Origin of the sequence: Guyparkeria hydrothermalis, from assembly GCF_023555385.1 — a bacterium.
Lineage (GTDB): Bacteria > Pseudomonadota > Gammaproteobacteria > Halothiobacillales > Halothiobacillaceae > Guyparkeria > Guyparkeria hydrothermalis_A.
The window spans coordinates 1,598,789-1,611,937 of sequence record NZ_JAJSED010000001.1 but is presented as its reverse complement, the minus strand read 5'-3'; the positions used below and the strand labels follow the sequence as shown (position 1 = coordinate 1,611,937).

The 13,149-nt window shown below is 67.3% G+C and carries 12 protein-coding genes and 1 riboswitch; of the genes, 7 read left to right on the top strand and 5 right to left on the bottom strand.

Annotation, left to right across the window (positions count from 1 at the left end; genetic code table 11):
• Positions 1–13: 13 nt before the first annotated feature.
• The 4 genes from LV476_RS07510 (at position 14) to LV476_RS07495 (ending at position 3,755) form a co-directional block, all read left to right on the top strand.
• Positions 14–589 (top strand): SPOR domain-containing protein, encoded by a 576-nt coding sequence (locus LV476_RS07510; RefSeq protein WP_250074908.1) that lies wholly within the window; start codon positions 14–16, stop codon positions 587–589.
• A 338-nt stretch (positions 590–927) separates the two neighbouring features.
• The gene (locus LV476_RS07505; protein ID WP_250074906.1) at positions 928–2,496 is read left to right on the top strand and encodes a diguanylate cyclase; all 1,569 of its coding nucleotides are present in this window, start codon (positions 928–930) and stop codon (positions 2,494–2,496) included.
• 114 nt (positions 2,497–2,610) lie between these two features.
• Positions 2,611–3,546 carry a branched-chain amino acid transaminase gene (locus LV476_RS07500; protein ID WP_250074904.1) on the top strand — a complete coding sequence of 312 codons (936 nt, stop codon included), beginning with the start codon at positions 2,611–2,613 and terminating at the stop codon, positions 3,544–3,546.
• Positions 3,543–3,755, top strand: coding sequence for a zinc-finger domain-containing protein (locus tag LV476_RS07495; protein WP_250074902.1), 213 nt, complete (start codon positions 3,543–3,545; stop codon positions 3,753–3,755). Before LV476_RS07500 ends, LV476_RS07495 begins: the two co-directional genes overlap by 4 nt.
• A gap of 18 nt (positions 3,756–3,773) precedes the next feature.
• On the opposite strand, the gene LV476_RS07490 is transcribed toward LV476_RS07495, so the two are convergent.
• Positions 3,774–4,760, bottom strand: coding sequence for a mitochondrial fission ELM1 family protein (locus LV476_RS07490; RefSeq protein ID WP_250074899.1), 987 nt, complete (start codon positions 4,758–4,760; stop codon positions 3,774–3,776).
• A 394-nt stretch (positions 4,761–5,154) separates the two neighbouring features.
• On the opposite strand from LV476_RS07490, the gene LV476_RS07485 reads away from it, so the two are divergent.
• Entirely contained in the window at positions 5,155–6,252 is a 1,098-nt protein-coding gene (locus LV476_RS07485) for a glycosyltransferase family 4 protein (RefSeq protein ID WP_250076292.1), read from the top strand.
• Here LV476_RS07485 and LV476_RS07480 read toward each other — a convergent pair.
• A complete protein-coding gene (locus tag LV476_RS07480; RefSeq protein ID WP_250074897.1) occupies positions 6,225–7,292 on the bottom strand; it encodes a glycosyltransferase in 1,068 nt (355 codons plus the stop codon). The two genes, LV476_RS07485 and LV476_RS07480, sit on opposite strands and share 28 nt — an antisense overlap.
• Positions 7,293–7,331: 39 nt before the next feature.
• Between LV476_RS07480 and LV476_RS07475 the strand changes: the two genes are divergently transcribed.
• Complete coding sequence (locus tag LV476_RS07475) at positions 7,332–8,204, top strand: glycosyltransferase family 2 protein (protein ID WP_250074895.1); 873 nt, start codon at positions 7,332–7,334, stop codon at positions 8,202–8,204.
• Here the strand turns inward: LV476_RS07475 and LV476_RS07470 are convergent.
• Positions 8,167–9,057 carry a lysophospholipid acyltransferase family protein gene (locus tag LV476_RS07470; protein WP_250074894.1) on the bottom strand — a complete coding sequence of 297 codons (891 nt, stop codon included), beginning with the start codon at positions 9,055–9,057 and terminating at the stop codon, positions 8,167–8,169. The two genes, LV476_RS07475 and LV476_RS07470, sit on opposite strands and share 38 nt — an antisense overlap.
• A gap of 92 nt (positions 9,058–9,149) precedes the next feature.
• Between LV476_RS07470 and LV476_RS11210 the strand changes: the two genes are divergently transcribed.
• The gene (locus LV476_RS11210) at positions 9,150–10,394 is read left to right on the top strand and encodes a 3-deoxy-D-manno-octulosonic acid transferase (protein WP_284047424.1); all 1,245 of its coding nucleotides are present in this window, start codon (positions 9,150–9,152) and stop codon (positions 10,392–10,394) included.
• A 9-nt stretch (positions 10,395–10,403) separates the two neighbouring features.
• On the opposite strand, the gene LV476_RS07460 is transcribed toward LV476_RS11210, so the two are convergent.
• A complete protein-coding gene (locus LV476_RS07460; RefSeq protein ID WP_250074892.1) occupies positions 10,404–11,918 on the bottom strand; it encodes a TolC family outer membrane protein in 1,515 nt (504 codons plus the stop codon).
• Positions 11,919–12,152: 234 nt separating this feature from the next.
• Complete coding sequence (locus LV476_RS07455) at positions 12,153–12,812, bottom strand: protein-L-isoaspartate O-methyltransferase family protein (RefSeq protein WP_250074890.1); 660 nt, start codon at positions 12,810–12,812, stop codon at positions 12,153–12,155.
• Positions 12,813–13,015: 203 nt separating this feature from the next.
• A riboswitch (TPP riboswitch) is annotated at positions 13,016–13,129 on the top strand.
• Positions 13,130–13,149: the final 20 nt, after the last annotated feature.

Sequence of the window (13,149 nt, the reverse complement as noted above, 5' to 3'; positions counted from 1 at the left end):
AGGGAGATCGGCGATGAGCAACCGGGGTCGCAAGAAGGTCAATCGCCCGCGCTCGGGCGACAACCGCGGGGCCAAGTGGACGCTGCTGATCGCGGTCGTCTTGCTGGTCGGCCTCGTGGTGGTGCTTGCCCGGCTGACGGCCGAGAAGAACAGCCAGCCAGAGGCGGAAAACACGGGGCAGACGGACACGCGCAGTGTCGAGAAGGCACCGGAGAAGAAGGCGGTCTCGCCGGAGTCCGAGTTCCAGTTCTATACCCTCCTGCCCGAGAAGGGGAGCCAGTCCGCACCGAACAAGCCGCCTGCCGAGGACGAGGAGGCGCCCACGCCCCCGGACGAGAAGAAGCTCGACTCTGAGACCGGCTATCTGATCCAGGCCGGCTCGTTTCGCGCGGCGAAGGATGCCGATGCCCGCAAGGCAGCGCTGGCGCTGCTGGGGATGGAGAGTCGGGTGGCGGCCGTCACGGTCGCGGGTCAGCGCTACCATCGCGTGATCGTCGGACCGGTGCCGGGCGATCAGGTGTCGGCCGTGCGCAGCCAGCTCGAGGAAGCGGGCATCGAGAGTGCACCACCGCGTCGCGCCCCCGGCTGAGGCCTCCTGTCGCGGCTATTGCCCGGCCGCTGCACACGGCATACAGTAAAGCCGATACGTTTGGACTGTCGTTTGGCAGGAAGGCGTCGGCATAGACAGGGCGGTCCGTGTGCCGTCGGATGCGAGGGACGAGCATGCCGTGTGGGGAAATCACGGGATGGCGGGACGGGAAGTCCCTGAGGGCGGATCGAGTGGCAGGTGGTGACAGGCTGCAACCCGGCGGGGACAGGTCGGGACGCCGCCGGGCATGGTCGTGGCTGCTGCTTGTGCTGTTCGCCCTCGCTGTCCCGGTCGCTCAGGCCGAGAACCACCTTCTCGAAAGAGCACACTGGGCTTCGGTGGAGGAGAACCTTTCTCCCGCCGAGGCCCTCGCTCTCGACTATCGCCCGGTCGGGCAGGAATCCCTGAACCTCGGTCCCTTTCGAGGGCAGATCTGGTTGCGCTTGCGGCTGGATGGCAGCGAGATCGAGGGCAACCGCTGGCTGGCGGTGCGGTGGCCGTACTTCCACGACTTCCGGCTCTACCTGGTCGGACCGACCGGTGCGGGCGGCGAACCGGCGCTGCTGGAACTGCGTCGCTCCTCGCTTCCGGAAGGCCCGCTATCCATGCCCATCCATCCGGGGCGCTTGCTTCCCGCCTTCAAGGGTGAGCGCGAGTTCCTGATGCACCTGAGCGCTGACGGACCGGCTGCCCTGCACCTCACCCTGGGGTCGCTGCAGGAGGAGCAGGGGCGAACGCTGGTGCGTTACCTGCTGTTCGGCGCCTATTTGGGCGCGATGCTGGGCATGGCTGCCTATAGCCTGTTCCTGATGTTGGCGGTGCGTGAACGCACCTATCTCGGCTATGCTGCCTTCCTGGCGGCGACCGTGCTCTACATCGGCCTGCGCTTCAATATTCTCAACCCGCTACTGCCCGCTTTCCTGCAAGCGGTGCCGTCGGGCGTACTGGTGCAGTTGTCCGTCGCCTTGATGGCGCTTTCCGGGATCTGGTTCGTGCGGCGGTTCCTGCGTACCGCGCGGGACGATCGCGGGGTCGATCGCCTGCTGGTCGGCATCATGGTGGCCGCGGTGGCCTCGATGCCGATCTCGATCTGGCTGGCCGGCGTCGTGTCGTTCCTGTTTGTGGCGAGTTACGCCATCGTCACGGTGGTCGCGATTGTCTGGGCCGCCTGGCGCGCGAGGCGGCGTGGCTTCGATCCCGCGCTCGATCTGTTGGTGGGTTGGGCGGTGTTTTCCTTCGCCGTGCTGCTTTACCTGGGCATGCTGCTCGGTTTGCTGCCCTATGTCGCGTGGCTGACCATCGCCGTGCCGCTGGGCTCGCTCGCCCAGGCGCTGCTGCTCGCCTTCGCGCTGGGGCACCGCATTCGCCACAAGCAGCGTGAGGAGGCCCTGCTCACCCGCGAGCGCGACCGTTATCGCTTCCTCAGCGAGCAGGATGGTCTGACAGGATTGTTCAACCGTCGGGCACTCGACCGGCGTCTGGAAAACACGATCACAGGCGCCTTGCGTGACGGGAGCCCGTTGAGCCTTATCGCTCTCGATACCGACTGTTTCAAGGACTACAACGATCGCTACGGCCACCTGGCGGGCGATGATGCGTTGCGCTGTCTTGCTCGGGTTATGCGCGCCAATGTCCGTAACGAGGACATGTGCTTCCGTTACGGCGGCGAGGAGTTCGTGATTCTCCTGCCCGGGCAGAACCTGCCTCATGCCACGGTCGTCGCTGAACGTGTGCGCGAGGCCTATCGTGGTGGGTCCGCCTCCGATCTCGGCCCCGGCGGCACGGTTAGTCTCGGGGTGGTCGAATTTCGCGAGGGGGATACGCCCAATACCCTGCTCGCGCGAGCGGACGCGGCGCTATACCGTGCCAAGGAGCGCGGGCGCGATCGGGTGGAGCTGGCGCACTAGGGGATCCCGTCCCCCTGCCGGAAACGTCTTCGGGGTGGTAAACTCGCGGGTTTGCGCGTGGCGGTTCGTCGCCGGCGCGCGGCACCGGTTAACTGCTCTGCGAGGCGTACTGCAATGTCGATGGAAGACCGCGATGGCCTGATCTGGCTGGACGGCGAGATGGTCGAATGGCGCGAGGCCAAGACCCACGTACTCACCCATACCCTGCATTACGGTATGGGCGTGTTCGAGGGCGTGCGCGCCTACAAGACCGAGCAGGGTACCGCGATCTTCCGCCTCGAGGACCACACTCGCCGGTTGCACAACTCGGCCAAGATCCTCGGCATGACGCTGCCCTACAGCGAGAGCCAGCTCAACGAGGTGCAGCGCCAGGTCGTGCGCGAGAACGGGCTGGAGAGTGCCTACATCCGACCGATGGCCTTCTACGGCTCCGAGGGCATGGGCCTGCGCGCCGACAACCTCAAGGTGCACGTGATGGTTGCCGCCTGGCACTGGGGCGCCTATCTCGGTGCGGAGAACATCGAGAAGGGCATCCGCATCCGCACCTCGAGCTACTCGCGCCACCACGTCAACGTCACCATGTGCAAGGCCAAGGCGAACGGCGCCTACATGAACTCCATGCTGGCGCTGCGCGAGGCCACCGCGGCCGGCTACGACGAGGCGATGCTGCTCGACACGCAGGGCTTCGTCGCCGAAGGCTCGGGCGAGAACATCTTCATCGTGCGCGATGGCGTCCTGTACACCCCGGACCTGACCGCCGCGCTCGACGGCATCACCCGTCGCACCATCATCGCGCTGGCGAACAAGTTCGGCATCCCGGTGGTGGAACGGCGCATCACCCGTGACGAGGTCTACATCGCGGACGAGGCGTTCTTCACCGGCACCGCCGCCGAGGTCACCCCGATCCGCGAGGTCGACGACCGGCCCATCGGCAGCGGCGTGCGCGGTCCGATCACCGAGCGCCTGCAGAGCACCTACTTCGATCTCGTCGAGGGGCGCTATCCCCCACTGGCAGACAACTGGCTCGACTACGTGGAGGCACGTGCATGAATCCGGATACCGCATCCCACCCGCAGGACTTCAAGACCCCGAACGCCGACCGGGTGATCGAGGTGACCCAGGCCGACCTGCCGGTCTACTGCCCGCGCGAGGAAGAGGCCGTCTGGAACTCGCACCCGCGGGTCTACATCCACCTCGAGCACAAGGGCGACGAGGCTCGCTGCATTTACTGCAGCGCGGTCTACAAGCTGATCGACTGAGGCCGTTCCCGACGGGCGCTAGTCGGCGTCCGTCACCCTCTCGCAGATGACGGCCGCCACCTGCCGGGTATCGTCCACCGGCTCGTAAGCCCACCGTTCCAGCGTGCCGTCGAAGGCGCGTGTCACCCCTTCCTCGCGCAGCTCGCGGTGGAAGCGCGCCAAGCGCTTCGAGTAGCGGCCGAAGTCGATCACGTACAGCGGCCGGCCGGTCGAGGCGGCCTCCGAGACCATCGAGGCGGAATCGCCGCTCACCACCAGGTAGTCCGCGAGGCCCAGGATGCCGAAGTAGGGATTGGGTCCCTCGCCGCGCCACAGCAGATGCGGCACGTCCCTGATGGTCTCCGCCAATGCCTGCGTGTTCTCCTCTCCCGTGCGCCGCGACGGCGTGACAATAATCGAGCCGCCACTGTCTCGGGCGGCCTGAGCCAGCTGTTCGCCGATCTGGCGCGTCTTCTCCGGAGTCAGGGTCATGGTGCGGTTCGAGCCGCCCAGCAACACGCCGATCCACGGGCGCGGCAGCGACTCGAAGTCCGCACGAAACTGTTCGGCGGCGGCATCGAGCTTGCTCTGGGTGACATGGTGAATCGCCCCGCGCGTCGGCAGGACGTTCGGCCCGGTCAGGCCGTCGTGGCGGGGCGGAACCACCAGGTCGAAATAGCGCGGCGGGATCAGCGGGTCCTGCACGTGCACCGTGAAGCACTGCCCGCCGGAGAGCTTGCGAATGGCGATCGAGGCGGCCGTGCTGCGCCGGCCGCAGGTGATCAGTACCCGTGGCCAGGGTGGGGTGAGTCGGTCCGAGTCTGGGGTGAGCTTTCCCAGCGGGTCTGGCACCCAGTGCATCGGCAGCCAGCGCCAGTGGCGAGGTAGACGGATCGTCTTCTGCACCACCGGCCAGCCAGTGCACTCGGCGATGGCCTCGGCCAGGCCGCGGGCCTGGTTGGCCATGCCGGCCTCGCCCGTGGTGACAGCCCAGATCTCGTTGGCGGTGTCGGGATGTGTCGGCATGCGGGCATGATAGCCTCGCGAGGAGCCTCTGCACGATTCGATAGTGCCTCTGCGGGACTGCCAAGGGTCCAGTTGCAAGGCACAGTCCGCCGTGAATGGCAGTGGTCCTTCGCAAGGATTGTAACGCCGCAAATGGACCCTTCGCGGCCCGCCCGGATGAGGCTGGCGGGTTTTCCCGCAGTCGGCGTTGCCGTCCCTCGGCGGGCAATGAGCCCACCTTCGGGACGGCGCCTTGATTGCGAACAAACCCGTCAGCCAGAGGCGCCATCGAATCGTGCAGAGGCTCCTAGGCCACCCTTTTGCGCCGTATGCCATCCGGCAAACCGATCGAGGAGATCACCCGGTGACGACAGCAACCCCCTCAGCCACCTCGCGACGACTGACCGTGGTGCAGATGCTGCCCGCGCTCGACGGCGGTGGCGTGGAACGCGGCACGCTCGAAATCGCGGAGGCGCTGGTGCGCGCCGGCCATCGCGCCATCGTCATCTCCGAGGGCGGTCGGTTGGTCGAGGAACTCGAGGCGCTGGGTGCCGAGCACGTCACGCTGCCGGTCGGCCGCAAGTCGTTGCTCACCCTGCGTTATATCCCCACGGTACGCCGCCTGCTGCGCGACGAGGATGTCGACATCCTGCACTTGCGCTCGCGGCTGCCGGCCTGGATCGGCTATCTCGCCTGGAGGGGCATGAAGCCGGCCAGCCGGCCGCGTCTGGTGACCACCGTGCACGGTGCCTACACGCCGGGGCGCTACAGTGCCGTGATGACCAAGGGCGAGCGGGTCATTGCCGTTTCCGACAGCATCGTCAGATACATTCGCGAGCATTATCCGGACGTCGACCCCGAGCGGATCGTGCGCTTCTATCGCGGCATCGACCCGGCCGACTATTACCCCGCCTTCCGGCCGGATGCGGCCTGGCGCGAGCGCTTCTTCGCCGAACACCCCACGCTGGCGGATCGCTGGCTTATTACCCTGCCGGGGCGGATCACGCAGTTGAAGGGGCATCGCGACCTGCTCGAGATCGTCGCGGGCCTGAAGGCGCGGGGCGTGCCGGTGCATGCGTTGCTGGCCGGCGGGGTGCACCCGCGGCGGCAGGCCTACTGGCAGGATATTCAGGCGCGCATCACCGAACTCGGATTAGCGGAAGACATCACCTGGCTCGGTCCGCGTCGGGACCTGCGCGAGATCCTCGCAATCAGCGACGTGGTGCTCTCGTTGACCCGCAAGCCCGAGTCCTTCGGTCGCACGGTCACCGAGGCGCTCGCCCTGGGGCGGCCGGTACTCGGCTATGACCACGGCGGGGTGGGCGAGCAGTTGGAGCGGGTCTACCCCGAGGGGCGGGTGCCGCCGGGCGACATCGAGGCGGCGGTCGACCGCCTCGCGCAGTGGTGGCACGACGGGGTGCCGAGCGTGACCGAGGGCGTGCCTTTCACCCTTGATCGCATGCAGGACGAGACGCTCGCCCTGTATCAGTCGCTCGCCGCCGAGCGCTCCTGACCACCGGCCAGCGCGAGGGCCTGGCGGTAGCCGGCCTCCATCTGCGGTAGCACGGCATCGACGTAATAGCGCTCGCGGTAGCGCGCCAGGGCCTGCTCAGCGCGCTCGGCGCGGGCGGCATCGTTGCCGATCGCCTCCTCGAGCTGGGTGGCCATGTCCGCGGCATCGTCGATCGCGCACAGCCAGCCGGTGGTCGAATCGAGGATGGTTACCGGCCCCTCGGTGCGCGTGCTGACGATCGCGGTGCCTCGCGCCATGGCTTCCAGTACCACGATGCCGAAGGGCTCGTGGCGCGAGGGCAGGATGAACAGGTCCGCCTGGTCCAGCAGCGGCGTGACGTCCTCCATCCAGCCAGGGAAATCCACCCGGTCACGGATGCCGAGCTCGTCGGCCAGCGCAGTCAGCTTGTCGCGGTCCGGTCCGTCGCCCGCCAGCACCAGCCGCCAGGCGTGCCGGTCAGGCAGGCGGGCGACCGCGCGGAGCAGGACGTCGAAGCCCTTCTTGTGCACGAAGCGGCCGAAGGCCAGCAGCTGCACCGCCGTGGTGGCCTCGCCGGTAGCGCGTTGGCGCGGCGGGAACATCGAGAAGTTCGGTACCACCATGATCCGTTCGTCCGCCACGCGCAGTTCGCGCAGGTGGCGCGCCTGGTCGGGTGTGGCCGCGGTGAAGAAGTCGATCTTCCGGAAGTATTTCAGGTCGAGATAGTTGTGCACATGGGTTACCAGCGGGGCGGGTAACCAGCGCTTGATGCGGCCGAGGTAAAGCCCGGCGCGGCTGAGCTGGGCCTCGACGATGTCGGGACGGAAGGCGCGGATGGCGCGCGCCAGCGGCCACAGCTTGAGCCAGTCGTGGTTGCCGCGCACCCGCATTGGGACCACGCGGATGCGCGCCTTGCCTTCGAGATGACGGCGGCTGGCCGATTGCGGGTGGGTGATCGCCAGCACCTCGTGGCCGCGCTCGGCCAGCGACAGGCACAGGTCGACGAAATAGCGTTCGGCGCCGCCGAACCCCTTGCTGAACATGACTTGGGCAATGCGCATCGCGAGGCGTGTCGTCCGGTTCGGGTGTCGTGTGTTGCTATGATCTCACATCGCACCGCCGCTGATGCCGTTGCCACGCCCGTTTTTGCCGAGGTGATGATGCCCCCGAAACTGCCCATTTCCGTCACGATCATCACGCAGGACGAGGTCGACCGCGTCGGCCCGGCCATCGAGAGCGTGATCGACTTCGCCGACGAGGTGATCGTCGTCGACTCCGGCAGCACCGACGGCACCGAGGCGGTCGCGGAAGGGCTCGGCGCCCGGGTGGTCCACCATGACTGGCCGGGCTACGGGCGGCAGAAGCGGTACGCCGAGGACCTGGCCCGCAACGACTGGATCCTCAATATCGATGCCGACGAACGCCTGCTGCCCGAACTGCGCGACGAGATCGTTGCCCGCTTCGAGGACGGGCCCGGCGAGGATGCCTACCGCCTGCCGATCCACGACCGCTTTCTTTGCAGCGAGCGGATCAGCCGCAAGGCCCAGTACCTGCCGGTGCGGCTGTACCGGCGCTCACGGGGGCGCTACAGCGAAAGCCCGGTGCACGACCGGGTGCAGATGGAAGAGGGCGCTCGCGTCGGCGTGCTCACCGGCCGGGTTGCCCATGACTCCACCCGCTCGCTGTCGCACCGCCTGCACAAGATGGACGGCTACACGGCGATGCAGGCCGAGGACATGCAGCGCAAGGGGCGCCGTGCCTCGGGGCTGCGCCTTGTCGCAGATTTCTGGCTCTCGTTCCTGCTCGGCTATTTCACCAAGGGCTTCTGGCGGGCGGGCCTGGTCGGCTACATCTACGCGATGAACTATGCCTACAGCCGCTTTCTACGCCAGGCCAAGCTTTGGGAGCTGGAGCGTTGCGGGCGGGCCGATGCCGTCAGTAAAGCGGAGGATAGCCCTCGGGAAGGGTCTTGAAGCGGCGGTGTCCCCAGAGATACATCTCCGGGTGGCGCCGGATTTCTGCTTCGAGCCGCTCGACCAGACGCCGGGTGTCGGCGGCATCGTCGCCGCTGGGAATGCCATCGAGGGGCGGTTCGATCTCGAGCTCGTAACGGGTGCCGAAGCGGCGGACGTGGTAGGGCAGGATGGTTGCCCGGCCCATGCGGGCGAGTGTGGGCATGGCGGTATTGGTGGCCGCCGGCAGGCCGAGGAAGGGAATGAACGCGCTGGTCTTGCCATGGTAATTCTGGTCCGGTGCGGTCCAGAGTACGCCCCCGCCCCGCAGCGCCCGAACCATGCTGCGCGTGTCATCGCGCGGGATCAGGCCGGCCAGATGCTTCTCCCGGCCCTGATTGATCAGGCTGTCGATCGCCGGGTTGTTGTTGGGCCGGTAGACGGCATGAATGGCGGCATGCCGCGAGACGAAATAGACCCCCAGCTCCATGTCGGCGACATGCGCGGCATTGAGGATCACCCCCTGCCCACGGGCCTCGGCGGCCTCGAGATGTTTCAGTCCGATGATGCGGTACTCGGGGACGCGCTCGAGGTTGCCGAACCAGCCCCAGAACCCCTCGCAGATGCCTTCGCCGAGTCGCTTGAAGTGGTTCTCGATCAGGGCCTCGCGCGCCGCTTGGTTCCATTCCGGGAACGCGACCGCCACGTTGGCGCGCATCACGTCACGCCGTTTTCTCAGCAGCCGGGCCATCAGCCAGCCCGTGAAGCGCCCCAGAGCCAACCGGCCACGCTGCGGCAGCGCCGCGATCAGACGGGGCAGCAGCGACAGGCCGAAGCGGGCGGCTCGCAGGCGACTTGGGGCAGGGGCATTCATGGGCTGCCATTCTAAGGGATAATGCCCGCCATGCACCTGACCCGACCCGCTCTTCCACCCATGCCGTATCGCGCCGAAATCGGGGTGCCGGCATGAGGCGCTGGCAGTACCAGATCGCCCTCGGTCTGATTGCCCCGTGGCTCGTCTGGGATGCGTGGCGTCGCTATCGGCATGCTCCCCGGGGCGACCGGCGCCTGTTCGAGCAGTTCGGCCGGTTGCGCGATGGGCTCCCCCAGGGCGCGCTCTGGCTGCACGCCGTTTCGCTCGGCGAAACCCGCGCCGCTGCGATGCTGGTCGACGAGCTGCGCTCGCGCTGGCCGGATCTGCCGATCGTGCTCAGCACCACCACCGAGACCGGCGCCGAGGCGGCCCGTTCGCTCGGTCTGCCCCATTTCTACGCCCCGTACGATTACGCATTCGTGCAGCGGCAGGTCCTCCGTCAACTGACACCGCGAGCGATGGTGGTGATGGAGACCGAGCTCTGGCCCAACCTGGTGCGCGAGGCGAATCGCCGTAGCGTGCCGATGATGATTGCCAACGCGCGGCTGTCCGACCGTTCGTTTGCCCGTTACCGACGTTGGGGCGGCCCACTCCTGCGGGAGGTCCTGGCGGGCGTCGGGTTCGTCTGTGCGCAGTCCGACCAGGATCGCGATCGATTCGCTGCGCTGGGGGCGCCACGGGTGGCCGACTGCGGCAATCTCAAGTTCGATTTGCCCGTGGCGGAGACCATCCCGGCCGTCCCGGCCGCCCGGGCGCATACCTGGCTGGCGGCCAGCACCCATCCGGGCGAGGAAAAGCAGGTGCTGGCGGCCCATGCCCGTGTCCGCGAGCGCTTCCCCGATGCCCAGCTCATCCTGGTTCCGCGGCATCCGGAGCGGGCGGCGGAGGTCATGCGGATGGTGGAGGCGGCAGGTCTCTCGGTGGCTCGCTGGGAAGCCGCGGGCATGCCGGAGCGGGCGCTGGCCGTGGCGGTGGTCGACCGAGCGGGGGTGCTGGCCGAGCGTTTCGGCGAAGTGCCGGTCGTCTTCATGGGCGGCTCGCTCGAGCCCGTTGGGGGGCACAATCCGCTAGAGCCGGCCGCGGTCGGGCGCGCGGTGTTGAGTGGCCCGTACGTGAGCAACTTCCGGGCGGTATTCGCCGCGCTGGGCGAGGCCGGTGGTGAGCGTCAGGTCCGGGGTGCCGACACGCTGGCCGCTGCGGTCATCGAGTGCTTCGAGAATCCGGCCGACTGGGCGGTCGCCGGTGAGCGGGCCCGGGCCGTGATCGCCGGCCATCGCGGCGCGGCGGCCCGGTTGGCCGATCGGCTGGCGGCGTGGATTGAAGGCGCCGCCGGCTGACTTCCCGGTTTACTGCTCGCCGTCCACCGTCTGACGTGCGCGTTCGAGTACGCGCTGCATCATCTCGGTCTCGACCGAGCTCGCGCCTTCGCCTTTGGATGAGCTCATCAGTGGGGCGATCAGGGCGTTGGTCTCCTGCTCGGTGAGCTGGCGGTTGATGGCCTCGAGGTCGGCGACCGTCAGCTGGCCGGTGTCGGCCTTCAGCTGCAGCAGGTTGGTGATGTAGTTGTAGCGCGCGTCGAGGTAGTCGGCCATGGCCTGGAACACCCGCAGTTCGGCGTTCAGCACATCGACGATCGTACGCGTGCCCACGCCGTAGCCGGCCTCGGTGGCGACCAGGCTGGTGCGTGCCGATTCGACCGCCTGGCGGAAGGCGGTGATCTCGCTGATCGAGGTCTGCACGCCGCGGAAGCTGTCGGAAGTCTGCTGGCGGACCTGGCGGCGCTGGGCCTCGAGGTCGAACTGGCTGCGCTGGTAGTCGAAGGCCGCCTGACGCGACTGGGCGTTGATGCGACCGCCGGTGTAGATGGGCAGATTCAGCTGCACGCCCACCTGGCCATTGAGCGTCTCGCTGCGGCCGGTGAACTGGCTCGGGCTGTTGTCGTAGCCGTAACTTCCTTCGAGGCTCACGGTCGGTGCCCGCTGCGAACGAGCTACATCCACGTTCTGCTGCGCGATCTGGGTGCCGACGACCGCGCTCTGCAACTCGAGGTTCTGCGCCAGGGCGAGATCGATCCATTGCTGCGGATCGGCCGGCTGGGGGGCAGCCACGTCGAGGTTGGTGCGGATGTCGTCCAGATCGTTCTCGCTCTGGCCGATAATGGTCTGCAGCGCGGCATCGGCGTTGTTGAGCGCATTGCGGGCCGCGATGATCTGGGCGTTCGCCTGGTCGTACTGGGACTGCGCGTCCGCCACGTCGGTCACGGCGACCAGCCCGACGTCGTACTGGCGCTGGGCCCGTTCGAGCTGGCGCTTGAGCGCGGTGCGGTTGGCCTTGGCCAACTGAAGCTGGGCATCGGCGTTCAGTACCTGGAAATAGGCCTGACCGGTACGCAGGATCAGGTCCTGCCGGGCCTGTTCGTAGTCGATATCGGCCTGGCGCACCTGCAGTTCGGCGACGTCGAGCTGCAGGTTTTCCGTCCGGTTGTAGATCGTTTGTGACAAGGTCAGGGCCACATTGCGGCCCGTGCCGCTGATCTCGTCGGATCCCGCGAAACCGCCGTCAAGAACCCGCGTGTGGGTGTAGTTGACGCCGGCATTGCCCTGAACCTGAGGCAGCAGGTCGGCCCGTTCGATGGGAATGTTCTGCTCGACCGAGAGTCGCTGCTGCTGCGCCGCCCGCAGTTGCTGATCGTTCTGTTCGGCCAGTGCGTAGACGTCCAGCAGGTCCGCGGCCGCTGCCGTGCCGGCTGCCAGTGTCAGCCCCATGCCGATGGCGGCCGACAGGGCAGCTCGGCGGAAGGGTCGGTCAAGGCTGCGAGGCACGCCCCGGCCGGGGGAGGATGTGAGGCGAGGGACTGGCATGGTCGAGCTTCCTCGGACAGGTTGGATGCGTAATTGATTAGCCTGCTAGCTATCGGCACGATACCCCAGCGGCTGATTGAGTGCCAGCGCGCGGCGGGGAGCTCGAAAGAGCCGGCGATCGATGCGCCTCGGCCCCTGCCGAAACGTCGAGCTTAACGCAGAACGGCCCCGGGTGAGATACCGGGGCCGTGTCGGGTTGTCCTGGTCCGGCCGGAGACCGTCGACCGGGTGTAATCAGAGCGAGAAGGCCGGCTTGGGTTCCGCGCCGATCAGGTAGCCGGTCCGGGTCTCGAACAGCGAGTCGGTCCGGAACTGGGTCTCGGATTCGCGGGTGACCATCGAGACGGTCTGGATCGGGCCCGTGCCGGTGATCGCCAGCAGGCGGCCGCCGACGTTGAGCTGGCGGAAGCAGGCCTCCGGCATGGTGGTGCGAGCGCCGGTGAAGACGATCACGTCGAAGTGCTCGTCATTGGCCCATCCGTCATGCGCATCGCCTGTTTCCAGCACCACGCGCTCGAAGCCCAGCTCGGCGAGCAGGCCGCCGGCGCGTTCCGTGAAGTCCTCGAACAGGTCGACCGAGCGAACGCTGTTGCCCAGCGAGGCGAGGCAGGCGGTGAAAAAGCCGGTGCCAGTGCCGATCTCGAGCACGCGCTCGTTGGGCTGGACCTGCAGGTACTGCAGGATGCGGCCCTCGACCACCGGCGGCAGCATCGTCTGGCCGTGACCGATCGGTACGGCGACGTCGGCGAAGGCGTGGACGCGCTCGGCGTCCGGGACGAAGCGCTCGCGCGGGACGTTAAAGAACACCTCCAGAACGCGCTTGTCGAGCACGTCCCAGGGGCGGATCTGCTGCTCGACCATATTGAAGCGGGCCAGTTCGATGTCGGTGGGCATGGTTTGGCTCTGAGTTCGGAAAATTGAGTGCGCGGTAATTTACGGGTTTTCCCCCGTCCGGGCAACTTCAGGCAGCGCGCGATGCGCGCCGGGTGACGCGGCTAAGTGACTGAAAGCGGTGCGGGAACTTGTTGTTTTCCGCTTGCTGGGGTAGCGTTGCGCCCATTGAAGGGGCTGTTTCAGCAGGGCTGGGACAGTCATTACCCACAGACTAGGGGTGCCGCCGACGATCCCGCAGGGGTCCGCCCGGCGGCTGAGAAACACCCTCGGAACCTGATCCGGCTTGCATCGGCGTAGGGAAGTCTGTCTGGCACATCTGAGTATTCCTCCCGTGTCC

Bases quoted from the DNA above. Each gene is read 5' to 3' on its own strand.
- LV476_RS07500 (WP_250074904.1), top strand. From the start codon at position 2,611: ATGTCGATGGAAGACCGCGATGGCCTGATCTGGCTGGACGGCGAGATG.
- LV476_RS07475 (WP_250074895.1), top strand. From the start codon at position 7,332: ATGATCTCACATCGCACCGCCGCTGATGCCGTTGCCACGCCCGTTTTT.
- LV476_RS07510 (WP_250074908.1), top strand. From the start codon at position 14: ATGAGCAACCGGGGTCGCAAGAAGGTCAATCGCCCGCGCTCGGGCGAC.
- LV476_RS07460 (WP_250074892.1), bottom strand. From the start codon at position 11,918: ATGCCAGTCCCTCGCCTCACATCCTCCCCCGGCCGGGGCGTGCCTCGC.
- LV476_RS07490 (WP_250074899.1), bottom strand. From the start codon at position 4,760: ATGCCGACACATCCCGACACCGCCAACGAGATCTGGGCTGTCACCACG.
- LV476_RS07495 (WP_250074902.1), top strand. From the start codon at position 3,543: ATGAATCCGGATACCGCATCCCACCCGCAGGACTTCAAGACCCCGAAC.
- LV476_RS11210 (WP_284047424.1), top strand. From the start codon at position 9,150: ATGAGGCGCTGGCAGTACCAGATCGCCCTCGGTCTGATTGCCCCGTGG.
- LV476_RS07480 (WP_250074897.1), bottom strand. From the start codon at position 7,292: ATGCGCATTGCCCAAGTCATGTTCAGCAAGGGGTTCGGCGGCGCCGAA.
- LV476_RS07470 (WP_250074894.1), bottom strand. From the start codon at position 9,057: ATGAATGCCCCTGCCCCAAGTCGCCTGCGAGCCGCCCGCTTCGGCCTG.
- LV476_RS07455 (WP_250074890.1), bottom strand. From the start codon at position 12,812: ATGCCCACCGACATCGAACTGGCCCGCTTCAATATGGTCGAGCAGCAG.
- LV476_RS07485 (WP_250076292.1), top strand. From the start codon at position 5,155: ATGCTGCCCGCGCTCGACGGCGGTGGCGTGGAACGCGGCACGCTCGAA.